This is a genomic window from Pseudomonas sp. T1.Ur (assembly GCF_023516725.1).
Taxonomy (GTDB): domain Bacteria; phylum Pseudomonadota; class Gammaproteobacteria; order Pseudomonadales; family Pseudomonadaceae; genus Aquipseudomonas; species Aquipseudomonas alvandae.
On the sequence record NZ_JAMGSN010000001.1, the window covers coordinates 3,695,042 to 3,718,309 of the forward strand.

The window sequence follows — 23,268 nt, forward strand, 5'->3', positions numbered from 1 at the left end:
GACAATCACAACGTGATGGGGGCTCGGTCGGCCGTGGTCAGGCGTTCGCGACGGCCAGGCGACAGCGTTGGCCAGGAGGATCGGGGAGCAGTGGAAGGACGTTCATGATGGGCGCACCTTGGGTTGTTTTTGGATAGGTCGGGTTGCGTTGCCCCAACAGTGGTCGTACAACCAATCGAAATCAACCTGAGCGTTAGATCATTTTTTCCTGCAAAAACAACGTTGGACAAACCTGTCCAAAAAAATCGGCGATTACGGCAACTGCCAACAGGGTTCTATTCAACTAATAAGTTTTTGTTTTTTAAGCAGAAAATACAAACACAAGGAACGCAGCCATTTTGGACAGCTTCTCCAATCGCCTACTCTACAAAAAAGCACCGTTCCCGATGTCATCGTATAACTACTTGTAAATCTCACGTCCCCTTGGTCACAATCCCGTCACCAAGGGCTTGTCGAGGATTCCAAGGCGATGTCATTACCGAACCGAGTCCCCACCTACGTCATGCAGCAACGCAGCGAATTGACGGACTTCTATATCCGCGACAAGAAAGGACGACGCGCCGAAACCAGCCCGCACCGCCACGAGTATTTCCAGATCCAGATCAACCTTGGCGGCGACACCGTGCAACACATCGGCAACGTCCAGCGGCCGTTTCCACGCAACACCCTGGCCTTCATCCTGCCCCACCGGGTACATGTGATTCCGCACCCGGCGGACAGCAATTTCGTGGTGATCAATTTTTCCCAGACCTTCCTGCTGCCACATTTGCAATGCGACCCGATGGACCTGGAAGAAGTCTCGATTCTGCTGGCGCCTGAACTGTCGCCGTTCCGCTTCCAGGAACACCTGGACTTTGTACTGAGCGACGAGGAATTCGCCAAGATACGTGCGTTGATCGAACAGATGCGTGCATTGGACGAGAACCGTCAGTTCGGCACACGCGAGATGCTCAAGGGCTTGCTGCTGCAACTGATCGGCAGCGTCTGCGCCTTGTATGCCGAACCCCTCAAGCGCTTGGCCGAAGAGAACGCCGCCGAAGTCAGCCGACGCGATGCATTGGGCAGGATGTCCGAATACTTGCGCAAGAACATCGCCGACCCCGACCTGAACCTGATCAAAGTGGCGGCAGCGACCTACCTGTCGCCGACGTACCTGACCCACTGGCTGCGCAAGGAAATCGGCAAGACCTTCACTGAGCTGGTACTCGAACGCCGGATGCACGCGGCGCGCAACTATCTGCTCAACGGAACGCGGCCAGTGGGCGAAGTGGCGAGGTTGTGCGGGTTTGCCGACGAGGCTTACTTCTCCAGGCGTTTTCGCCAGATACACGGCCAACCGCCGGGGCAGTTCAGGCGGCAGCAGTTGAATCCGGATACGCCGCAGTTGCCTTTGAATACCTGATCAAACGCGAATCAAGCGATGCCTCCACCAGGATTTAATTTGCGCCCAACCTACTGGCAGATTGCCGCCACCTGAACTATACATTCCTCCACGCCAAGAGGGATCGATGATGAGCATTACTGCGCTAGCACGGCAGCTATTCCAAATGCTCACACCGGGATCGAGCGACGCCGTTCTCTTTTCGGGTTTTCCCTTTAGCCCACCCGGAAAAAACACCGACCACGGGCGATCGTGATTACTACCAATTAGCTCCAGTTGGCTGCGCCCCGGCCCAGCCAACGACCTGTTGCACTAACGACAAAAGGGAAGAGCCTGATGAGATCATTCACGATAACGGCGATGACCATACTGATGGTCAGCACAATTTCCGGTTGCGCGACATGGACCCACACAAGAGTGCTCGAAGCGGAAGAGAGGGTCATTATTTACTCGGAGATTGATTCCGGGGACAGTAATAAAAAAATACAGGTCATGTGCTCCGAACCTAGTCCCGATGCCTTGAAAACCTTGGCCGCGTCCATGAATGTGGAGAAACAGGAAGTAGCAAAACTGGCGGCCGCCTATTCAGAAGCAGGTGCAAATATTGGCTTGAGAACCCATTCGATTCAGCTCCTTCGCGATCAGCTTTTTGCCATCTGCCAAGGTTATGCGAACAAAGGAATTTCCGGCCCTGCCTATCAAATGATGTTGACTCGCAACCAACGAAACACCGTCGCCCTCATGGCTATTGAACAACTCACAGGCGTTCTGCAAACGCCAGCAGTGAAGTTGTCGGGCTCGGCATCAATAGGTGCAAACCAGGAACTTATCGCCCTGAACCAAAAACTCAAGGTCGAGGCGGAAACGAAGTACAACGCACTCACAGCTGCTCAAAAAACGGAGACTGAAGGTCAAGGATTAAAAAAACAGATTGATGAATATACCGCGTCCATCGAAAGAGCCAAGAATGCGATCGTTGCAGCCACCGCTAACGCCGAGAATTCCGCGCAGGGCGGACGACCTGATGCGGCCACGATAGGCGCTGTGGCAGACAAAGTGAAAGAGATTGCTGATTACGTACTAGGTGAAAACGACCTATTTTATGTATGCCTAGACCTGGATCAAACTTACGCGAAATATGATAAAGCTCTCCCCGAAGCACTTAGGACACGCTGCAACAAGGCCTATACAGAGCTGGAGCCAAAGAGCGTCAAGTCTGGATCCGGATCTGCGACCCAATGAACGGGTCTATTTATCGAGCTGATAACAAATAACAGACTTCCCACCTCACCGAATAGAGCCCTAGGGAACAAATTTGATCCGGTGCACAAGATCGTTGAGGCCATACGTATCCAAAAAGGCAGTCACTTCGATGATTTGCCCATTCTTGAACGTCATGTGCCACAAATAGGTGTTGCTGTAGGGTTTCTGATCCAGCGCCGTAGCTGTTCCGTGCCAAAGAACAACCACGACGTCATTCTCGGCAACGATGCTTTGCACCGTGGGGACAATCGGCATTGCCAGTCGCGCGGTGATTGACCGCACGACTTGGGCCAACTCGGCCTTGCTGGTGTAGACACCGGAAACGGGGCTCGTCCCCGCCACGGTCCATCTGGCATCGGGCGCCAACAGATCGAACACCGTGCCTTTGCCCTGCTGCCAATTTGTGAATGCCTCGCGCACCAGCGTCGCATTGGTTTGCTGAGTTGAAGTTGGGGACGCCCCAGCGATCGATGTCGAAAGTGCCAGGCACAGGACAATGGCATGAAGATGTAAGACTGAACTCATCGATAGTTTCATGATGTCTCTCGCAGCAATGCTATGGATTAAGGTTCTTTAAAAAGAACCTTAACGATATGCGCGCAGAAACCTTTGCTTAATACTGCTCGACGCTTGCCTGATGCTATTCGAGCCTGGTCCTAGCCATTCAGGACGTCTTCATAGAACGCCAGCGCAGCCACATCCGTATCCTTCGCTTCCAATATGATGTCGAACCGGTCCAAAAACTTGAGGGCCCCTCCGGCCCACCCGCATGGCACCAGTTTCTGTCTGTTGCCCAGCACCGAACGGCGTTTCTCTAGATACGCTGCTCAGGCAAAGAAAGTCCAAGGCCTACAGACAAATACCCAGAAACACCCAGCTCCAGCGCAGAGGCTACATCACCTTGCGCCTTTGCCTACAACTAAGCCAGAATCCGCCCGCTTGTGCGCCTTGGTCCATACCGGTAGCTTGGTTCCCGTCACTGCTCATCAGTGATCGGGTTTAGCGACCCGAACCATAGGCACATAAGCAACCATGCTCCATTGCGGGGTCTAACCGCGATTACGTTATGGCGGCTGTATGTAGGAGACCCTCGGGTCTGCCGGGTGCCTATGTCCGGTTCGCTAACCTGCGTGCAGTCGCCACCATTCTGTTTAGCGACAGGTCGTGACGGCTCCCATTACTCATAGGAGCGTTACCCATGTTCAAGGTCACACCCAATCCTCCGAAATCAGATCCCACCTCTGCCTACTCAAGCCTGGACCCGGAAAAATTCCACGAAGCCACTGAGCGGGCGCTTGATTATTATTTGAAGCCGGAACAGGCCAAGCCCAAGAAAGAACCGGCAGCGGATCAGCTCTTCACTGTCGTCGAGAGCATCGACACGGAAAGCCTGCTCGCCAACCTTAGCGAAAACCTGGCCTCCGCCAATGCCATGATCAGCGACCTGGCATTCGATCTCAAAGGTTCTCGCCGGCATATTGCGATGGGCATCCAGCAAGTCATTGAAGTGAGTGAATTGCTGGCAAATCGTGCGCTGGCTATCGTCGATCCGCGTTAGCAACGGGGCCGTGACCGAAAGGGCTAACCGGCACTTGTAGCCTCCCCTGCCTACAAGGCCATCGGCTCGCCCAATCGGTGCAAGCGCAGCAGCCTGTGCAGTGTCATTTCAAACACCGCACAGGCGCCCCATGCCCTTTTTCAGACACCAAAAACCACAAACCCCCGACTTTCTCTAGGAAAATCAGGGGTTTGTGCTTGTAGAATGTGGCGGTGAAGGAGAGATTCGAACTCTCGATACAGTTTCCTGTATACACACTTTCCAGGCGTGCTCCTTAAGCCACTCGGACACTTCACCGTGTCTCGGCAAACTGTTCAGTCTGTCGAGGCGCGCTAATGTAGTCGAAAGCCTTTGCGATGGCAAAGGTTTTTTTCAGAATTTTCATGCGGTTAAGGCTGGCCGGTGTTTCAAACCGGCTGGGGCATGGCAAACCGGCCAAACTCCGGCCTGGTCTGTGGTCCGCGCCATGGAAACAGGCGCGGCCCTTGGGGCGGGCCGGGCTGTTTATAGAAGGTAGGGCTGACCGGTGAGTCAGTCACGGCGCTTTACCTGGCCTGCGACGGTGGGTAACGTCTGCTCCACTTCTCTTACAAGGAATAGCGTCATGAGCGACCTGATTGCCTACCATCTAGAAGACGGTATCGCGACCCTGACCTTGAACAACGGCAAGGTCAATGCCATTTCGCCTGATGTGATCGTCGCGTTCAATGCCGCGCTGGACCAGGCAGTGGCCGATCGCGCGGTGGTGATCATTACCGGGCAGCCGGGGATTCTGTCGGGCGGTTACGATTTGAAAGTGATGACCGCCGGCCCCAAGGAGGCGGTAAGCCTGGTGGCGTCCGGCTCGACCCTGGCCCGCCGCCTGTTGTCGCACCCCTTCCCTGTCGTCGTTGCGTGCCCCGGGCATGCCGTGGCCAAGGGTGCGTTCCTATTGTTGTCGGCCGATTACCGCATTGGTGTCGAGGGGCCGTTCACCATCGGCCTGAACGAAGTGCAGATCGGCATGACCATGCACCACGCCGGTATCGAGCTGGCCCGCGATCGATTGCGCAAATCGGCGTTTCACCGCTCCGTCATCAATGGCGAAATGTTTAATCCACAAGGCGCCGTAGACGCGGGCTTCCTCGATAAGGTGGTCTCGCCTGATGAGCTGCAAGCGGCGGCATTGGAAGCCGCGCTTCAGTTGAAGAAGATCAACATGACCGCCCACAAGAACACCAAGCTCAAGGTCCGCAAGGCGCTGCTGGATGCCTTGGACAGCGCGATCCTGCTGGATCAGGAGCACATGGGCTGAACCGTGGCGAGGGCGCTTGCTCCCGTTCGACGGGACGTGGGAGCTGCCGAAGGCTGCGATCTTTTGGTCTTTCGTTCGCTTGAAATTCCAATGTCAGGTGAAAGATCGCAGCCTCGTTGCACTCGTCAGCGCCTACAGGCCAAGTGAAAGCAGGCGCCCCCACCACGGGTCAACCGGGTCTTTTTCCCACCCAAGGTGGACTTGACGCTGCGATCGCTCTAAGCCGCTTCCTACGCGCTGTTTAGAAACATACGCTTAAATATCGCCTATCTCCTACCTCTACAGGGGCAATTGCCGAAAACAGTGCACATCCGTACACTGCGCCACCTTTTGTCCCGACAGGGCTTGTTGATGTTGTTTACGTTGCGTATGTGTTTGATGGGCCTGCATTTTGTACTGGCGGGTGTGTTGGGCGTAATCCTGGGTGCATGCCGGCCATTCAATCCTGACAACAGCCGTTTATGCGCCAGGCTGTATGCGCTGCCGGCCATGTGGTTCCTGCGCCTGCGGGTCAGGGCCGAGGTCGACACGCTGGTGAACAAATCCCAGAGCTGCGTGATCATCGCCAATCATCAGTCCAACTACGATCTGTTCGTGTTCGGTAACGTGGTGCCGCGTCGCACGGTGTGCATTGGCAAGAAAAGCCTGAAATGGGTGCCGCTGTTCGGTCAGTTGTTCTGGCTGGCAGGCAATGTGTTGATTGACCGCGGCAATGCGATCAAGGCACGCAAGTCGATGCTCACCACCACCCATACGTTGCAGCATGAGGACACCTCCATCTGGGTTTTCCCGGAAGGCACGCGCAACTTGGGCGAAGCGTTGCTGCCGTTCAAGAAAGGCGCTTTCCAGATGGCGATTGCCGCCGGGGTGCCGATTATCCCGGTGTGTGTCAGCACCTACATCAAGCACATGCGCCTTAATCGCTGGCGCAGTGGTGACATTCTCATACGCTCGCTGCCGGCGATTCCTACAACAGGCCTGAGCATGGAGGACATGCCCCGCCTCATCGCCCAGTGCCGCGAGCAGATGCAAGCATGCATCGAGACGATGGACCGGCAGTTGCAGGTCGCCTGACAGGAAACCCGCCATACGGCGCAATGCTGTTCACTTAAGAAAAACGACGACCCTCGCCACAGGTGTCTGGACGACCTTAAGTGAACAGCATTGCCCATACGGCGGGTTTTCTTTTGCGGCGAGCCCAGCGAATTTCACTGACTCTCAAGCACCATGGCGCGCTAAGCTGGACGCTGCCTGTCACTGCCAATTTCCAAGAAGAAGTGAACCATCATCATGGGTAGAGTCGTTGCTGCTGCGGTTTACAGCGCCGGTAAGAAAGTCACCAATATCACCCTCGACGAAGGCAGCGCCTGGGCTGCAAAACCAGGGCATTTCGTGTGGATCGGCCTCGAAGAGCCCAGCACGCTGGAACTGACCAACCTGCAGCGCCAGTTCAACCTGCATGAACTGGCGATCGAAGACGCCATGGAGAAACACAGCCGCCCGAAGCTGGAGACCTTTGGCGATGCGCTGTTCATCGTCACGTATTCGCCGGTGCGCAAGGACGGCAAGCTGCAGTTCATCGAAACCCACATCTTCGCCGGCAAGGGCTACATCATCACCGCCCGCAACGGTCACTCGGCGTCCTACGCCCATGTCCGCCAGCGCTGTGAGGCACGACCTATCCTGCTGGAGCACGGGGAAGATTTCGTACTCTACGCCATCCTCGATTTCGTCATCGAAAACTACCAGCCGGTGGGTGAAGCCATTCATGCCGAGATCGATGAACTGGAGCGCAACGTGCTCTGCAGCGCCCTGAACGAGCGCGACATCCAGAACCTCCACAGCCTGCGCCGCGACGTGCTGCGCCTGCGTCGCTACGCAGCGCCGATGGTGGAAATCAGCGAAGAATTGCAGCGTCTGGATTTCCCGTTCATCGACAAGAACATGGGCCCGTATTTCCGCGATGTGCAGATCCACGTCACGCGGCAGATGGAAGACCTGGCGACCCTGGCGGACATCGCCAGCCAGACCATCGAAATCGGGGTGCTGCTCGAAGCTTCGCGCCAGAGCGTGGTGCAACGCAAGTTCGCGGCCTGGGCGGCCATCCTGGCGTTTCCCACGGCAGTGGCCGGGATCTATGGGATGAACTTCCAGAACATGCCGGAGTTGGGCTGGCATTACGGGTACTTCGCCGTGCTCGGTTTTATTGCGGTGGGATGTACGGCGTTGTGGGGGAGTTTCAAGCGGTCGGGGTGGTTGTAGGTGTTTTCCAGTGGGATTTGCGTGACCTTCATCGCGAGCAAGCTCGCTCCCACACTTGGTCAATCATCAAGTGCGGGAGCGACCTGAGCATCAGCCCTGAGCCGCTTCGGCCTGCGGTTTGTGAGCAACGAAACGCATCATCCATTCAGCCACCGTCGTGCCGTGGTGTTCCTGTTCGAGGCTTGCCACGCCCTGGCTGTAGATCTTCTCGCCGAGGTGCTGCTGGCGGATCTCCAGCAACGCCCGGGAATAATCGTGGATGAATTCCGGGTGGCCCTGGAAGCACAGGACCTGATCATTGATGTGGTAGGCCGCGAACGGGCAGAAATCGCTCGAGGCGATGACCGTGGCATTTTCCGGCAGTTCGGTCACTTGGTCCTGGTGGCTGATCAACAGGGTCAACTCTTCCATCACCGGGCTCATCCAAGGCGCCTTGGCCGCGAGTGTGTAGCGATGGGTGCCTACGCCCCAGCCCTGGCTGGCCCGCTCGGTCTTGCCGCCCAGCAACAGCGCCAACAGTTGATGACCAAAGCAGACGCCCAACAACTTGTCGCCACGCTGGTAACGGTCCATGAGGTAGGTCTTGAGGGTCTGGATCCACGGATCGGTGCCGAAGGAATCGGCCTTGCTGCCGGTCACCAGGTACGCGTCGAATTGCTCGTCATCGCTGGGGTATTGCCCTTCCATCACGTTGTAGACGATGAAATCAGCGGCGATGGGCTGCTGCGAGAACAGGCGCTGGAACATCTGCCCGTAACCCTGATATTGGTCGACCAGTTCCGGACGCAGGATATCGGTTTCCAGTATGCAGATGCGTAGCGACATAAAAAATACCTGACACGATGATGGGAATATTGCACACCCCAGAGCCTGCCTTGAAACACCGTCCCAAGGCAAGCCCCCTGCGGTCAGAACCGCGCGTGCCTGGCGGCTTTTTCCAACAACAAGGCCGGCGGCGAGAAACGTTCGCCATATTGTTCAGCCAAGTATTGGCAACGGGCGATAAACGCCGCCAAGCCATACTGGTTGATGAACTGCAACGCGCCCCCTGTCCAGGATGCGAATCCGATGCCAAAGACCGAGCCGATATTGGCGTCGGCCGTTGACGTGACGACGCCTTCCTCTACGCAACGCACGGTTTCCAAGGCCTGGATGAACAACAGTCGATCACGGATATCCTGAGCCGGGATCCGCCCGGCGGTGTTCTCGAAACGCTCCTTGAGCCCTGGCCAGAGGTGCTTCTGCCCCTGGGCTGGATATTCGTAGAAACCGGCCCCGCCCGCCTTGCCCGGTCGCTTGTATTCGAGCAGCAGGTCGATCACGGCGAATGCCGGATGCTCCGTCGGCGTTTTTCCTTCTGCTTGTAAGTCCTGGGCGGTTTGCTTGCGGATATGGCTCATCAGGCTGAGGGAAACTTCGTCGGAAACAGCCAACGGCCCAACCGGCATACCGGCCTTTTGCGCCTCGGTTTCGATCATCGGCGCACTCACGCCTTCGCCCAGCATGGCGATGCCTTCATGGATGAAGGTGCCGAAAACCCGCGACGTGAAAAAGCCGCGACTGTCGTTGACGACAATGGGCGTCTTGTCGATTTGCCGGACGAAATCGAAGCCTCGGGCTAGCGTCTCATCGCTGGTACGAGCCCCCCGGATGATTTCGACCAAGGGCATCTTTTCCACCGGGCTGAAGAAATGCAGGCCGATAAACTTGCTTTCGTCTGGTACGGCCTTGGCCAGGCCGGTGATGGGCAGGGTCGACGTATTCGACGCGATCACCGCATCAGGCCCCACCACCGCTTGGGCTGCGGCGGTCACGTTGGCCTTCAGGGCACGGTCCTCGAAGACCGCCTCGATGATCATCTCGCAACCGGCCAGGTCGGCATCGCTGTCGGTGGGGTGGATTCGCGCCAACGTGGCGTCACGCTGGGCAACGGTGAGCTGGCCGCGTGCGACTTTCTTGTCGAGCAGCGTCGCGCAACGAGCCTTGGCTTTTTGCGCGGTGGCCAGGTCGATGTCCTTGAGCATCACGTCGATGCCCGCCGCTGCACTGACATGGGCAATACCCGCCCCCATCATCCCGGCGCCGAGCACCGCGACTTTTCTTGTCAGACAAGGCGCAAAACCGTGTGGGCGGGAACCGCCAGCCTTGATCTCGTTGAGTTGAAACCAGAAGGTGCCGATCAGGTTCTTCGCCACCTGGCTGGTCACCAGTTCGGCGAAATAACGGGTTTCGATCAGATGGGCCGCGTCAAACGTCACCTGCGCCCCTTCCACTGCGGCGCAGAGAATTTTCTCCGGGGCCGGCAGGCAACCCTGGGTCTTGCTGCGCAGGATCGAAGGCGCGATCGCCAGCGTCTGGGCGACGGCAGGATCGGACGGAGTCCCGCCCGGAATCCGATAGCCTTTCGTATCCCAAGGTTGCACTACGCCCGGGTTGGCGAGAATCCAGGCGCGGGCCTTGGCGAGCAACTCGTCGCGATCCTCCGCCAGTTCATCGATCAGGCCGGCCTGCAGTGCTTGTTGCGGTCCAATCCGCTTGCCTTCGAGCAGATACGGCAATGCCTTTTCCAAACCGAGCAAGCGCACCATTCGCACCACACCGCCGCCGCCAGGCAACAGGCCAAGGGTCACTTCCGGCAGGCCGATCAGCACCGACGGGTGATCCAGCGCCACGCGGTGATGACAAGCGAGGCAGATTTCCCAGCCACCGCCCAGGGCCGCACCGTTGATAGCGGCAACCACCGGTTTGCCGAGGGTTTCCAGTGCGCGCAGTTGTGCCTTGAGGCCCAGCACGGTTTCGTAGAAGGCCTTGGCCTGGGACGGTTCGACTTGAACCAGCTCGTTCAGATCGCCGCCGGCAAAAAAGGTCTGCTTGGCCGAAGCAATGATGACGCCGGCGATCGAGTCTTTCTCGACGGTGAGACGCGCAACGCAGGCGGCCATCGCCTCGCGGTACATCGCGTTCATGGTGTTGGCGCTCTGGCCCGGCATGTCCAGGGTCAGGACGACGACCCGGTCCGGGCCGGTTTCGTAACGAATGGCATCGGTCATGAAAAATGTTCCTTAAGTCCTGGCTCAGAGGCGTTCGATGATGGTGGCGATGCCCATGCCGCCGCCGACGCACAGCGTCGCCAGGCCATAACGCAGGCGACGCGCCTCCAGCTCGTCCAGCAGCGTGCCGAGGATGGCGCACCCGGTGGCACCCAGCGGATGGCCCATGGCGATGGAGCCGCCGTTGACGTTGACCTTGGCGGGGTCGATGGCCATGTCCTTGATGAATTTGAGCACCACCGAGGCGAAGGCTTCGTTGACCTCGAACAGGTCGATGTCCTCGACCCGCAGCCCGGCTTTCGCCAAGGCCTTGCGGGTGGCCGGGGCCGGGCCGGTGAGCATGATGGTCGGCTCGGTGCTGATGACGGCAGTGGCGACAATCCGCGCCCGGGGTTGCAGGCCCAGCTCGCGTCCCTTGGCCTGGGAACCGATGAGCATCAGCGCCGCGCCGTCGACGATGCCCGAGCTGTTACCTGGGGTGTGCACGTGATGGATCCGCTCGACATGGCTGTAGACCCGCAACGCCGTCGCGTCGAAGCCCATCTGCCCCATCGCCTCGAAACTCGGCCGGAGTTTGCCCAGGCCTTCCAGCGTCGAGTCGGCGCGGATGAACTCGTCATGGTCCAGCAGCACGATGCCGTTCTGGTCCCGCACCGCCACCAGGGATTTATCGAACGAACCGTTATCCCGCGCCCGCGCGGCCTTCTGCTGGGACTGCAATGCAAAGGCGTCGACGTCCTCGCGACTGAAACCTTCGAGGGTAGCGATCAGGTCGGCGCCGATGCCCTGGGGAACGAAATGGCCTCGCAGGTTGGACTGCGGGTCCAGCGCCCAGGCGCCGCCATCACTGCCCATCGGCACCCGTGACATGGACTCGACGCCGCCGGCCACCACTAGATCTTCGAAACCGGAGCGCACTTTCATCGCAGCCAGGTTCACCGCTTCCAGGCCCGAGGCGCAAAAGCGGTTGAGTTGCACGCCGGGCACGCTGACATCCCAATCGGCCACCAGGGCGGCGGTCTTGGCGATGTCGGCGCCTTGATCACCCGTCGGCGTCACGCAGCCGAGCACGATGTCGTCCACATGGCCAGTGTCCAGGCTCATGCGCTGGCGCAACGCGGTCAACAGGCCACTGACCAGGTTCACCGGCTTGACGGTGTACAGGGCGCCGTCGGGTTTTCCCTTGCCACGAGGCGTGCGTAATGCGTCAAAAATCAAAGCTTCGGTCATGACATCCTCGAACCGCCATTGGGACAAAAACCACACCTGCAACCATAAGCCCAGCGGCGCTGGATTCAATGACCCCAGTGCTCAACGGCGTTGACAGCCACGCTCAGACGAACGGTAGCGTGCTATCGGGTTAACCGATTCAGGTAAGCAAGCTGTCTAGCAAAAGGGCCGGCAGGAAGGTGGCAATAGGCCTCATGTCTTTTTTATAGCGAGCAGCAAGAAGTCCATACGAATTGGATCTAAGCCAAGTCGGTCGCGGCCCCTAATGTAAAGCTTGTACAAGAAAAGTCGTCGGGTTTTGCCGGGGCGCTTGTCAGACAGGAAGTGCAACGCCAGCCGTTATGGAGTTATGCAGGCTGGCCTCAGGAAATAACAAAAAAGGCGGGTCAGCCATGTTCAAACATTCGAAAGTTCGCCAAGCCGGACTCATTCTCTTCGCCACCACACTGCTGTTGATCTTGCCGAATATCACCAAGGTCATCGGCTGACAGGTGCATGGTGTCCACACCATTCATGAGTTGCATCATCCACGCCGATAAGCGAACGCTGTTCCAGCGATGGTGGTTGTGCCACCCTTTGCGCTTCCCTCTCGACATGGAAGGCGACTCATTTGAAAGTCCTCATCGTGATGGGGGCGCTGCTGCTCAGCTCGCCCCTTTATGCCGCACAGTTGGTGTTGGAGCTGGGCGCGAATACTCGTACGTGGCAAACCGAGGCGCTGCTCAAGCATCCTGAAGCGCGGACGGTCCAGATTGCCGAAGATGTCTCCTACAAAAAGCCGATGAGTTATCGCGCCGTGCCGCTGGCCGCGCTGTTGACCGGTGTCCAAGCGGACGATCACCTGCAGGCCGTGGCGCTGGATGGCTTTGCCGCCGAACTGCCTGCCGCGCCGTTGCTCAACAAGCGCGGCGCCAGGGCGTGGCTGGCCATCGAAGACCCGGCCAAGCCATGGCCGCCGCTGGGAGACGGGAAGAAAAGTGCCGGACCGTTCTATCTGGTCTGGACCGATCCTCAATCCGGCCATATCAGCCCTGAACAATGGCCGTACGCGGTGGCAAGCATCAAGCGCCTGTCGGCGTTGGCCGATCGCTTCCCCGCCCTGCTGCCCTCGCCCACGCTGGCCAAGGATGACCCGGTGAACAAGGGGTTCGAACTGTTCCAGAAGAACTGCCTGGCCTGCCACCGCCTCAACGGCGCGGGGGATGCGCAGTTTGGCCCGGACCTGAACATTCCTTTCAACCCCACGGAATATTTCTCGGGGGATTTCCTCAAGCGCTACATCCGTGACCCGCAGGGCATGCGTCACTGGCCCCAGGGGAAAATGCCCGGGTTCTCGGCGACAGTGCTGCCGGATTCGGAGCTGGATTTGCTGGTGGGGTATTTGAAGCATATGGCGGGGCGCAAGCAGCCGTTGGGTCAATAGATCAGCTTGTTTTGTCTAAGCCAGTCCCGCTGGCCCTTGTAGGAGCTGTCGAGCAAAGCGAGGCTGCGATCTTTTCCAGACACTTGAGCTCCAAGCCAAGGATCAAAAGATCGCAGCCTCGCTTCGCTCGGCAGCTCCTACACAGCGGGAGCAAGAGCTGGATCGTTTACTGCTGCTGCACCGTAATCACCGGGGCCGGCGTCACCAGCACCTTGGCGTGCATTTGTTCAAACCCACCGCCACGGCGCATGCCACGCACCGGGCAGGCGTCCAGGTAATCCAGGCCTACGGCCAATTTCAAGTGTCGCTCCGGACGGGCCAGTTGGTTGGTCACGTCGAAGCTGTACCAGGCGTCATCGAGCCAGGCTTCGGCCCAGGCATGGCTCGCCAGGTGTTCGCTGTCTTCGTTGAACAGATAACCCGACACATAACGCGCCGGCACGCCCAGGCTGCGGGCGCACGCCAGGAAGGCATGGGCATGGTCCTGGCAAACCCCGCTGCGACCGGCAAACGCCTGGGCCGCGCTGGTCTCGACTTCGGTGGAGCCCGGTGTGTAGGTCATGTGTTGGTTGAGCCCGTGCATCAGATCAATCAGCGCCACACGATCGCGACGCTGCTTGCATTGCGCCTGGGCGAAGGCGCGAAGGGCTTCGTCCGCTTCGGTGAGCCGGGTGAAACGCAGGAAGGGCAGCGCCGATTGGCTTTCGTGCTCGGCTTCGCGCGACGGGTCGATATCCACCTGGCCACGGGCACCGATGATGATGGTTTCGTGGGGCTCGTCCAGCGTCAGTACATGAAGGATGTTGCCGAACGGATCGAGCTGCGACCGCACCGGCCGGGGCAGGTCCAGCTGCCAGCTCAGCACGTGCTGGCGTTCGCTGTCGTGCGGCGTCAGGCGCAGGTACTGAATGCTTGCGCGAACCTGGTCTTCATAGTGGTAGGCCGTTTCGTGGCTGATCGAGAGTCTCATATGACCTCCAGGTAGGAACTGTGGATGGCATTGCCCAGTTCACGAACCAGTGGGATGAATTCGGTAAGCCAGGCGTGCAGCCCACCGTCGAGGATTTCATTGATGCCGGTATAGCGCAGGCGTGCGTCCATCTCCGCCGCCAGGCGTTGGGCCTGCCGACCGTTGCTGCCGGGCAGGCTGGCAAGGATCTGGTCGATCTCTTCGGTGCAGGCACGCAAGGAGCGCGGGACGTCGGCACGCAACAGCAGCAGTTCAGCCACATGCCGGGCACCGGGGGCGTCGCGGTAGATTTCGGTGTAGGCCTCGAAGGAAGACAGCGCTCGCAACAACGCGCTCCATTGATAGTAGGCATGGGCCGTGCCGTCGTTGACGGCATGGGCCTGGTCGCCGGCCATTTCGTAGCGGGCGTCGAGCAGGCGCAAGGTGTTGTCGGCCCTTTCGATGAACGTTCCCAGGCGTATGAACCTGAACGCATCGTTGCGCATGATGGTGCCGTAGGTGGCACCGCGAAACAGGTGGGACCGCTCCTTGATCCATTCGCAGAAACGGCTCATGCCGTAGCGACCCAGGCCTTGCTCGGCGATCTGGCGAATTTCCAGCCAGGTGGCGTTCACGTTTTCCCACATGTCGGCGGTGATTCGGCCACGCACCGCATGGGCACTGGCACGTGCGGAACCCAGGCAACTGTAGATACTGGCGGGGTTGGCCGCCTCCAGGGCGAAAAAATGCAGCAGGCGCTCGGCGTGCAGGTCACCGTGCCTGTCCCGGTAGTCATCCAGCGTGCCGGTAATGAGCAATGGCATGGCCAATTCATGCAAGCCGTCGCCGCGCCCATCCTGGGGCATCAATGACAGCGAATAACTGACGTCGAGCATCCGCGCGAGGTTTTCCACCCGCTCCAGATAACGCGACATCCAATACAAGTCCGAGGCGGTCCTGCTTAACATGGCAGCTCCTTCATTCCTCGACCACCCAAGTGTCCTTGGTGCCGCCGCCCTGGGACGAATTCACCACCAGGGAACCTTCGCGCAGCGCCACGCGGGTCAGGCCACCCGGTACCACGCGGGTTTCTCGCCCCGCCAGGACAAACGGACGCAAATCGATATGGCGCGGCGCGATGCCGTTTTCGACAAAGGTCGGGCACGTGGACAACGACAACGTGGGTTGCGCGATGTAGGCATGCGGCTTGGCCTTGATCCGCTCGCGGAACGCGTCGATCTGCGCCGTCGTCGAGGCAGGCCCCACCAGCATGCCGTAACCGCCGGAGCCCTGGGTTTCCTTGACCACCAGGTCCGCAAGGTTCGCCAGCACATGGGAAAGCTCAGCGGGGTTGCGACATTGCCAGGTGGGCACGTTGTTCAGGATCGGCTCCTCGTCCAGGTAGAACCGGATCATGTCGGTGACAAACGGATACACCGATTTGTCATCCGCCACCCCCGTGCCGATGGCGTTGGCCAGCACCACATTACCCGAACGGTAGGAGGACAGTAGCCCCGGCACGCCGAGCATCGACTGCGGATTGAAGGCCAGCGGATCGAGGAAGGCGTCATCGAGGCGACGGTAGATCACGTCCACGGCTTTCGGTCCGTCCGTGGTGCGCATGAAGACCTTGTCGTCACGTACGAACAGATCCGCGCCCTCCACCAGCTCGACGCCCATCTCACGGGCGAGGAAGGCGTGTTCGAAAAACGCACTGTTGAAACGCCCGGGCGTCAGGACCACGACGCTTGGGTCGTCCAGGGGGCTGGCGCTTTTCAGCGTGTCGAGCAGCAAGTTCGGGTAATGGTCGATCGGTGCGATGCGCTGCGCGGCGAACAGCTCGGGGAACAGGCGCATCATCATCTTGCGATCTTCGAGCATGTAGCTGACGCCGCTGGGCGTACGCAGATTGTCCTCGAGCACGTAGTACGTGCCGTCACCATCGCGCACCAGATCGACACCGCAAATGTGGGCATAGACATCGCGATGCAGATCCAGCCCCTGCATCGCCAGTTGATATTGATCGTTGGCCAGGACCTGCTCGGCCGGGATGATGCCGGCGCGGATGATCCGCTGTTCGTGATAGAGGTCGGCGAGGAACATGTTCAGCGCCTTGACCCGCTGGATGCATCCACGTTCGACCATTCGCCATTCACTGGCGGGAATGCTGCGCGCAATGGTATCGAAGGGGATCAGGCGCTCCGTTCCCTGCTCATCGCCGTAAAGCGTGAACGTGATGCCAGCACGGTGAAACAGCAGGTCTGCCTCGCGTCGCCGTTGTGCCAGGAGCTCGTCGGGCGTTTCGGCCAGCCACCGGGCGAACGCTCGATAATGTGGGCGGACCTGGCCGCCGGCATCGTACATTTCATCGTAACCAGTGCGGATCATGCCGTACTCCTTGTCACCCCGGCTTAGGCGTCGCAAGGCCCGTGCCATCGGCATAAACGCTTTATTATCAACGGGTTGGATAACCCACAGACAAGCCGAGCACCGTCGTGGTGCAGCCACTGTCCCCGTCCTGACATACTCGCTTCATCGCGGCGCAAACGCCGCGTCTCCTGAGCATAGTCGACGCGATGACGGAGGTTGGCTGTGTCGCCACGAGGTGGCAGACATGAAAACGGCCGACACAAGGGTCAGCCGTTGCTGTGAGGCAGGAAGAAAAGGTCAGGCTTGCAGGCGCCGGATCTCCTGCTTGACGCCCCATCCTTCGATAATGCCGCCCAAGGGCTCCACCACGGCTTCGAAGTTCAGCTCGAAATCGCCGATGTCATCATAGGTGGCGTACATCACACGGCTCAGCTCCAATGACCAGGCTCCGTCTTCGCGAGCACTGATCTGCGCATTCAACGATTCGCCGCGAAATTGACCTGCCGCCCTGCGCGCCCGCTCCTCGTCGGGGAAAATGGCGTAGAACTCGATGGGATGGAATTGGGAGAAATCGAAACCGCCCTCTTTCATGCGGCGCAGCACGCTGGTGCTGATGTCTTCTTGATAGGCTGTGCTCATGAAACGTCCTCCTCAGACCGATGGATAGACTTTCCGTCTTCCCGTGCGTGCAACCTGCGGTTACAAGCAGTACGGCATCAACTGACCGTCGGGACACAAGCATGTAGCTGACAAGACCGGACCTTGGCGATCCTTTCGCTGATCTCGATTGCAGAGTAGCTTCAAGTCATCGCCGCTGCCAAGCGGGACCAGACAAGGATTTTCATGAAATCGGTTTAATGCTGATGATTTCAATGCTGTTTTGGGTTTTGAGACTTTTGAGCGTAGGGTCTTCGGTGCGACCTTCCAGGTCGTTGAGGTCAAGCTTGGCGGGGACTGGCAGCAGCTTCTGCCGGATCAACTGGGCAGCCTGCTCCATGGCGGGCTTCTGGTCGTAATCGAACTGCTCGGCGATGGCTTCGCCGTGATCGTCAACGAAAGTGATTTCCCACTTTGGCATCGGTGTCTCCTTGATCAATACATGGCAGGACTTACCTGCATCTCGACATTGACGGCGAAACAATCGTTCCGCTGAGTTGCCAACGGCACAGATGAAAAAACCGCCTCGAGGGCGGTTTCTTCATGTGGCGGTCGCCGTTATTTTTCGGCGCGCTCTTTCAACGCTTTCAGCGTGTTGAACGGCGCGTCCACCACGAACTTGTTAGCCAGCCAGGACGGCACGTCGCCGCCCGGTTCGGTGTGGACCTGGTAGGTCACTTCGATCCGGTCCGCACCCTTGGGGGTGAATGTCCAGAAGCCGTCGACTTGTGCCACGCGCACAAAGCCCTTCTCCTCCGGCACGTAAGTCGGCACGCCCTTGAGCTTGCGAGTCAGGCTGCCATCGGCGCCCTCCTCGGTGGTGACTTCCAATACGGAATCACGGGACGTCACCGGCCACGGCGTATTGAACTGGGTGTAGGTCCAGCTCTTGTTGCCCTCATGCTTGAGCAACTTCTGGCTCTTGCATTCATGAATCCAGGCGCAGGCACCAGGCACGTCTTCCTGCAGGGCTCGCAATTTCGCCATGGTGGTCTTCATGACGGTCACGCCACGGTAGGCCTTGTATTTGGAACCGGTCACTTCACTGAGTGACACCTGGATACCTTCCTTGTCCTTGACGACCTGCCAGTCCTCTGCCTGGGCGGTAGCCGTCGCCAACAACACGGTCAAACCACACAACACAGCCATACGATGCAGCGAACCCATAGGTTGTTTTCCTTATTGTCCAAGTTCGTTCATGTCAGTCTTGACGATTGCCTCACTACGCTGCCGTGACCAGCTCCCACCATCCGATCAACCGAATGGCTTCGTCGCTGCTGCTGCCGCAGACCTCGATGTCGGCTTCAAACGCCGAGCACACCGCCGGGCGTTCCGGTTGGCCGAAGATCTGGCACAGATTATCGACCGACAACTGTACGCAACGTTCTCCCGCCGGCTTGCCCTGGGGCATGCCCGGGATGGGCGAACTGATGGAAGGGGCGATGCAACAGGCGCCACAGCCCTCACGGCACTTCATGACGAGGAATACCTCACGACAGGTAATGATTGGTAACAACCACAGAGTAACGGCTAAAACAGGTGTTTTAAATTACCGTCCCCGTGTTTTTTCGCAGAAGGTGCGATGACTGGGCAGTCAGCGACGAACAGCAGGACTGCGCCCGGCTTATTGCTTGAATTCAAACTCGAGCGCTGCGCCTTCCACCTCATTGCGCTCCTGATTGCGCAGCGGCAATTGCATCTCGTTGCTCAACAGGCGGCCGTTGAGTTGGAACGGCCCGGGCTTCTCTCCGAACATCGCCGGCAGCAGCGGCTCGCGCTTGGGTAACGGCACCGTGCCCGGAGGTTGCAGCTCCTCGACCATACCATGGGGAAGGCTCAGGTCCAGCTTGGCCGGAGGCAGTGGCGTCTTGGCGACTTCGTGGGCGGATTTGCTCTTTGAAGCGATAGGCGCGCGCTTTTTTTTCGCAGGTGCTGTTTTCTTGGCGGGAGCCTTCTTGACCGCTGCGTTCTTCGGCGTGTCCTTGTTAATACTGGCGGCCGGCTTCTCCTGCGCTGAAGCCGCCACGGCAACGCTTCCCATGTGGAAGGCGCTCAACAGGCCGATCAAAACCCAGACAGCAGGAACAATGGTTTTCATAAACACAACGGCACTTACGGCAGAGACCCTAATGCTGGCCTGATAATGAGGCGCTGACAAGCACATCGAAGCGACACACGGGTTGCTACAGATATCCGTTGGCGGTCTCTTGGCATAACTGCTTGGCCAACAGCCCCAGCGTCATCAGGGCCCGTTCCGCCTCACGGTTCCAGGGTGTGCCGCAGTTCAGACGAATGCAATGGTTGAACTGTTCGGTATTACTGAAGATCAACCCCGGCGCAATACTGATGCCTTGCTGCAACGCCTGTACATGCAATTCCTGGGTATTGACCCGCCCCGGCAGGCTGACCCACAGGATGAAGCCGCCGGTGGGACGGCTCATTTGCGTGCCTTCCGGGAAATATTGCTGGACCGCCAGTTGGAATGCGCTGAGGTTCTTGCGGTACTCCTGACGGATGTAGCGCAAGTGCCGATCGTAGCCTCCGTTCTCCAGATACGCCGCGATGCCCATCTGCGTGACGCTGCAGGCCGAATGAGTGCTGAACGTCTGGAGCCGCTGGATTTCCTGCTGGAACTTGCCCGCGATCATCCAACCGATGCGTACCCCTGGGGACAAGGTCTTGGAAAAGCTCGAACAGTAGATCACCCGGTCCAGCCGATCATAGGCTTTCAACGCCTTGGTGCGGCCCTGCTCGAACATCAACTCACCATAGATATCGTCCTCGACGATCTGGATATCGAAGTCCGATGCCAGGCGCAGCAGTTGCTTTTGCCGCTCCTCCGGCATGGTGCCGCCAAGGGGGTTGCTCAGGCGCGTGGTCAGCACCAGCGCCTTGATCGACCATTGGTTGGCCGCCAACTGCAGGGCCTCGAGGCTCATGCCGGTGACCGGGTCGCTGGGAATCTCGATGACCTTGAGGCCCAGCAGATCTGCCAACTGCAGCAAACCGTAATAAGTGGGCGACTCCGCAGCGATCAGGTCCCCTGGCCGGGTCAGCACGCGCAAGGACATTTGCAGCGCATCCACGCAGCCGTGAGTGATCACCACTTCGGAAGGGTCCACCACGACACCGGCGTCACGCATGCGAATCGCCACCTGGCGGCGCAACGGCTCGAAACCGGGGCTGAACATGTAGCTGAACGCCCGCGGGCTGTGGAAACGCGTGACCTTGGCCAGTTGCTGATGCAGCGCCCGGACAGGCAGGTAGTCGACGCTGGGAACCGCTGCCCCCAGCGGAAACACACCTTCGCGGCGCGACTCGACCAATACCTGCTGGATAATGCTGCTGCGCGTGACCAGCCCGGGGCGCTCGACCCGGGCGATGTCCGGCGTCGGCGCGGTCAGGGCTGGCGTCTGGTGCACGTAATAGCCCGATTGCGGCCGCGCGCGAATCAACCCCTGGTCTTCAAGATTGGCGTACGCCTGCAGCACCGTGGCATGGCTGACGTTGAGCTGCGAGCTCATCTTGCGCACCGAAGGCACCCGTTCACCGGGTTGATACACACCGCGCCGGATGTCTTCGGCCAGTTGTTGAGCAATACGTTGATAGAGCAGGAGGTTGGTCATGACGCAGCACTCGATTTCACGGGCATTTTATTCTTGTCGGAAACTTTACCGGAACAGTTTAGAAGTGTACTGGGACAGTTGCCAGATTACCCGACAGTACAGTGCAGTGACAGCCCAACTGTACTCATTCGCCGCCAATCACCAGGCAATAAAAAACCCGGCGCCTTTGAGGGGCCGGGTTTTCCAGCGACGCAGCCCTCAGCGGGCGGCGCCGAGCTGGCCTTTTTCGTCGGAGAACACGATCTCAACACGCCGGTTCTGTGCCCGGCCGCGCTCGGTTGCATTGACGTCTACCGGGTACTGATCGCCGTAGCCTTCGACCTGGATGCGCTTCTCGTCGATGCCAAGGTCCACCAGCACGTCCGCCACGGCCTGCGCGCGATCGCGGGACAGCTTGAGGTTCTCCTGCTTGCCGCCGGTGCTGTCGGTGTAGCCTTCGATACGCACCACGCGCTTGGGATTGAGCTGCAGGAACTGCACGATCTTGAGCACCACACGGTTGGCCGAGTTCTTCAACTCTGCCTCGCCGGTATCGAACAGAACGTCACCGAGGGTCATCACCAGGCCCCGGTCAGTCTGGGTGGTGGCCATCGCCAGGATCTGTTCTTCCAGCAACTTGCCCTGCTGCTGGACGCTTTGCAGCTTGGATTCGCGCAAGGCCAGTTGCAGGCGCTGACGTTCCAGCTCGAGTTTCAACGCACGCTCCTCGTTGAGCACCTGGTTGCTGTGTTCACGAGCGATCTGGCTGTAGCGCTGGCTCAGGTAGGCGTAATGCTGCACGTCCTCGCCACTGCCCCAATACGTGGACAAGCGGTCGGCACGGGCCAGGGACTCGCCGGCGCGAATCACGTCCTTGGGGGCGGCACGCAATACATTGGAATCTTCCTTGACCTTCTGGAAATCGGCGCTCGCCTGTTCCAGCGTCGCTTCGCTACGCTGGCCCGCGCAGCCGTACAAACTGGCCAGTCCTGCGAGAACCAGACCGCCAAATACATGGGAGGGCTTCATTGGGCATCCTCCCTCAACTGCTTGCGCAAGCGCTTGATGCGCGTATCGAGCACGTTCAGTTTCTCCTGGCTCTTGAGAGTCAGCACCTTCGCTTCGGCCAGGCGTGCATCCAGTTCGGCCTGTTCGGCCCGCATGCGCGCCTTCTTGTAGGATTCGTCGGCCATGTTGCCTTTGGCGCGGGCAAACTTTTCCTCGGCGAGTTTCAATTCAGGCACTTCATCGGCGGTGGCGCCTACTGCGTGGGCTTGCTCGATGGCCTGCTCAGTCAGGCGGATCTGTTCATTCGGCGCCGGATCGGCTGCACAACCCGCCAGAGCCAGAACGGCCAGGGCAGCGAAAAGAGGTCGAATAGTCACTAATGTTCCCTACTGTTTTGGGGCACTGACAGTTGGTTGCAACTGTGTTCGCCAACGCTCCAGATTGCGCTGCAACACAGCCTCTGCCAGGCCGGACGCGGCCAATTCTGTCATCTTTTGCGCCAGCTGTCCGCGTAACCATGGGTCGTTGCAGGCGGAGTTATGGGAAACCGCGAGGAACAGGCCCGGCTTGTCCACCGGTTGCGGCGCAGCTTGCAGGTCATTCGCCATTCCCAAGGTCTGCGCCATCGCCAGGCCCGAGTAGCGCCCCGCCAGTACATATTCCACTTCACCCAGGAGCAATTTCTGAAAGGCCTGGGTCAGGTTGGGCGTACGGGTCAGGGTTAGATTCTGCTCGGCGAAGACGCCAAATCCCTGTGTCATTCGAGCCTTTTCCGACAACGCGCCGGAATGCCCGTGAAGATCCTCTGGCCGCTCGATCACCCATGTCGAATCCTTGCGGGTCCAGACCAGGTAATCATTCTCCAGCAGCGGCGGATGCACGTAGTCCAGCACTTCCAGGCCAGTCGTGGTCAACGGGGCGTCGGTGAGCAGGTCCATGCGTCCGCTGCGCACTTCGTCCAGCGCCTGGGCGCGCTTGCCGGCGTATAGAATTTCAATCTTGATGCCCAGCGCTTTCGCCACTTGCTCCAGCAGATCGGCGCCGGCACCAATCAAATGCTTGGGATCCTGGGGGTCTTGCCATAGATACGGCGGCGCATCGGGGCTGCCGGTGGCGATCAGGCGCTCGCATTTGCCAGCGGCGACCGACAGGCCTGGCGCGCCCCCCAGCGCCAACAGCAACGACCAGCCAGCCAAACGGCGAAGATCCATCGCACCA

23 protein-coding genes and 1 tRNA gene are annotated in these 23,268 nt (G+C 59.2%); 7 read left to right on the plus strand and 17 right to left on the minus strand.

Annotated features, from left to right (window positions below; translation table 11 throughout):
* Positions 1-469 precede the first annotated feature (469 nt).
* Positions 470-1,402: a helix-turn-helix transcriptional regulator gene (locus M8Q45_RS16365; RefSeq protein ID WP_249875600.1), complete on the plus strand. Its 933-nt coding sequence runs from the start codon at positions 470-472 to the stop codon at positions 1,400-1,402.
* A 339-nt stretch (positions 1,403-1,741) separates the two neighbouring features.
* Positions 1,742-2,623, plus strand: a complete 882-nt coding sequence (locus M8Q45_RS16370; protein ID WP_249875601.1) for a hypothetical protein — start codon at positions 1,742-1,744, stop codon at positions 2,621-2,623.
* Positions 2,624-2,683: 60 nt separating this feature from the next.
* Here the strand turns inward: M8Q45_RS16370 and M8Q45_RS16375 are convergent, their stop codons facing one another.
* Complete coding sequence (locus tag M8Q45_RS16375; RefSeq protein ID WP_249875602.1) at positions 2,684-3,181, minus strand: nuclear transport factor 2 family protein; 498 nt, start codon at positions 3,179-3,181, stop codon at positions 2,684-2,686.
* A gap of 661 nt (positions 3,182-3,842) precedes the next feature.
* Here M8Q45_RS16375 and M8Q45_RS16380 point away from each other — a divergent pair.
* Entirely contained in the window at positions 3,843-4,202 is a 360-nt protein-coding gene (locus M8Q45_RS16380; protein ID WP_249875603.1) for a DUF6124 family protein, read from the plus strand.
* Positions 4,203-4,409: 207 nt separating this feature from the next.
* On the opposite strand, the gene M8Q45_RS16385 is transcribed toward M8Q45_RS16380, so the two are convergent.
* Positions 4,410-4,499 (minus strand) — tRNA-Ser (locus M8Q45_RS16385).
* A 307-nt stretch (positions 4,500-4,806) separates the two neighbouring features.
* Here M8Q45_RS16385 and M8Q45_RS16390 point away from each other — a divergent pair.
* The 3 genes from M8Q45_RS16390 to M8Q45_RS16400 all read left to right on the plus strand — a co-directional run bounded on the left by M8Q45_RS16390 (position 4,807) and on the right by M8Q45_RS16400 (position 7,758).
* Positions 4,807-5,496, plus strand: a complete 690-nt coding sequence (locus M8Q45_RS16390) for a crotonase/enoyl-CoA hydratase family protein (RefSeq protein WP_249875604.1) — start codon at positions 4,807-4,809, stop codon at positions 5,494-5,496.
* A 351-nt stretch (positions 5,497-5,847) separates the two neighbouring features.
* The gene (locus M8Q45_RS16395) at positions 5,848-6,570 is read left to right on the plus strand and encodes a lysophospholipid acyltransferase family protein (protein ID WP_249875605.1); all 723 of its coding nucleotides are present in this window, start codon (positions 5,848-5,850) and stop codon (positions 6,568-6,570) included.
* 216 nt (positions 6,571-6,786) lie between these two features.
* Positions 6,787-7,758 carry a magnesium and cobalt transport protein CorA gene (locus M8Q45_RS16400; protein ID WP_249875606.1) on the plus strand — a complete coding sequence of 324 codons (972 nt, stop codon included), beginning with the start codon at positions 6,787-6,789 and terminating at the stop codon, positions 7,756-7,758.
* Between the two features lie 90 nt (positions 7,759-7,848).
* Here M8Q45_RS16400 and M8Q45_RS16405 read toward each other — a convergent pair whose 3' ends face one another.
* From M8Q45_RS16405 to M8Q45_RS16415, 3 genes are all read right to left on the minus strand, one after another.
* Entirely contained in the window at positions 7,849-8,583 is a 735-nt protein-coding gene (locus M8Q45_RS16405) for an amidotransferase (protein ID WP_030137753.1), read from the minus strand.
* Between the two features lie 83 nt (positions 8,584-8,666).
* A complete protein-coding gene (locus M8Q45_RS16410) occupies positions 8,667-10,808 on the minus strand; it encodes a 3-hydroxyacyl-CoA dehydrogenase NAD-binding domain-containing protein (protein ID WP_249875607.1) in 2,142 nt (713 codons plus the stop codon).
* Between the two features lie 24 nt (positions 10,809-10,832).
* Positions 10,833-12,038, minus strand: a complete 1,206-nt coding sequence (locus M8Q45_RS16415; RefSeq protein ID WP_249875608.1) for an acetyl-CoA C-acetyltransferase — start codon at positions 12,036-12,038, stop codon at positions 10,833-10,835.
* Between the two features lie 610 nt (positions 12,039-12,648).
* On the opposite strand from M8Q45_RS16415, the gene M8Q45_RS16420 reads away from it, so the two are divergent.
* Positions 12,649-13,461, plus strand: a complete 813-nt coding sequence (locus M8Q45_RS16420; RefSeq protein WP_249875609.1) for a c-type cytochrome — start codon at positions 12,649-12,651, stop codon at positions 13,459-13,461.
* A gap of 166 nt (positions 13,462-13,627) precedes the next feature.
* Here M8Q45_RS16420 and M8Q45_RS16425 read toward each other — a convergent pair whose 3' ends face one another.
* The 12 genes from M8Q45_RS16425 to M8Q45_RS16480 all read right to left on the minus strand — a co-directional run bounded on the left by M8Q45_RS16425 (position 13,628) and on the right by M8Q45_RS16480 (position 23,261).
* The gene (locus M8Q45_RS16425) at positions 13,628-14,431 is read right to left on the minus strand and encodes a transglutaminase family protein (RefSeq protein WP_249875610.1); all 804 of its coding nucleotides are present in this window, start codon (positions 14,429-14,431) and stop codon (positions 13,628-13,630) included.
* A complete protein-coding gene (locus M8Q45_RS16430) occupies positions 14,428-15,378 on the minus strand; it encodes an alpha-E domain-containing protein (RefSeq protein ID WP_249875611.1) in 951 nt (316 codons plus the stop codon). The genes M8Q45_RS16425 and M8Q45_RS16430 overlap by 4 nt, the downstream gene beginning before the upstream one ends.
* A 10-nt stretch (positions 15,379-15,388) precedes the next feature.
* Positions 15,389-16,798: a circularly permuted type 2 ATP-grasp protein gene (locus M8Q45_RS16435; RefSeq protein ID WP_249875612.1), complete on the minus strand. Its 1,410-nt coding sequence runs from the start codon at positions 16,796-16,798 to the stop codon at positions 15,389-15,391.
* Between the two features lie 279 nt (positions 16,799-17,077).
* Positions 17,078-17,419, minus strand: a complete 342-nt coding sequence (locus M8Q45_RS16440; RefSeq protein ID WP_249875613.1) for a ribonuclease E inhibitor RraB — start codon at positions 17,417-17,419, stop codon at positions 17,078-17,080.
* A gap of 202 nt (positions 17,420-17,621) precedes the next feature.
* Positions 17,622-17,858, minus strand: coding sequence for a hypothetical protein (locus M8Q45_RS16445; RefSeq protein ID WP_249875614.1), 237 nt, complete (start codon positions 17,856-17,858; stop codon positions 17,622-17,624).
* A gap of 137 nt (positions 17,859-17,995) precedes the next feature.
* Positions 17,996-18,604, minus strand: a complete 609-nt coding sequence (locus tag M8Q45_RS16450) for an START domain-containing protein (protein ID WP_249875615.1) — start codon at positions 18,602-18,604, stop codon at positions 17,996-17,998.
* Between the two features lie 55 nt (positions 18,605-18,659).
* A complete protein-coding gene (locus M8Q45_RS16455) occupies positions 18,660-18,914 on the minus strand; it encodes a YkgJ family cysteine cluster protein (RefSeq protein WP_249875616.1) in 255 nt (84 codons plus the stop codon).
* Positions 18,915-19,061: 147 nt separating this feature from the next.
* Positions 19,062-19,535 (minus strand): translation initiation factor 2, encoded by a 474-nt coding sequence (locus M8Q45_RS16460; protein WP_249875617.1) that lies wholly within the window; start codon positions 19,533-19,535, stop codon positions 19,062-19,064.
* Positions 19,536-19,620: 85 nt separating this feature from the next.
* Positions 19,621-21,063 (minus strand): aminotransferase-like domain-containing protein, encoded by a 1,443-nt coding sequence (locus tag M8Q45_RS16465; RefSeq protein ID WP_181287978.1) that lies wholly within the window; start codon positions 21,061-21,063, stop codon positions 19,621-19,623.
* Positions 21,064-21,261: 198 nt separating this feature from the next.
* On the minus strand, positions 21,262-22,071 hold the full coding sequence (locus M8Q45_RS16470; protein WP_030137740.1) for an OmpA family protein: 810 nt from the start codon (positions 22,069-22,071) through the stop codon (positions 21,262-21,264).
* On the minus strand, positions 22,068-22,427 hold the full coding sequence (locus M8Q45_RS16475; RefSeq protein WP_030137739.1) for a DUF4398 domain-containing protein: 360 nt from the start codon (positions 22,425-22,427) through the stop codon (positions 22,068-22,070). Before M8Q45_RS16475 ends, M8Q45_RS16470 begins: the two co-directional genes overlap by 4 nt.
* 9 nt (positions 22,428-22,436) lie before the next feature.
* Positions 22,437-23,261 (minus strand): substrate-binding periplasmic protein, encoded by an 825-nt coding sequence (locus M8Q45_RS16480; protein ID WP_249875618.1) that lies wholly within the window; start codon positions 23,259-23,261, stop codon positions 22,437-22,439.
* Positions 23,262-23,268: the final 7 nt, after the last annotated feature.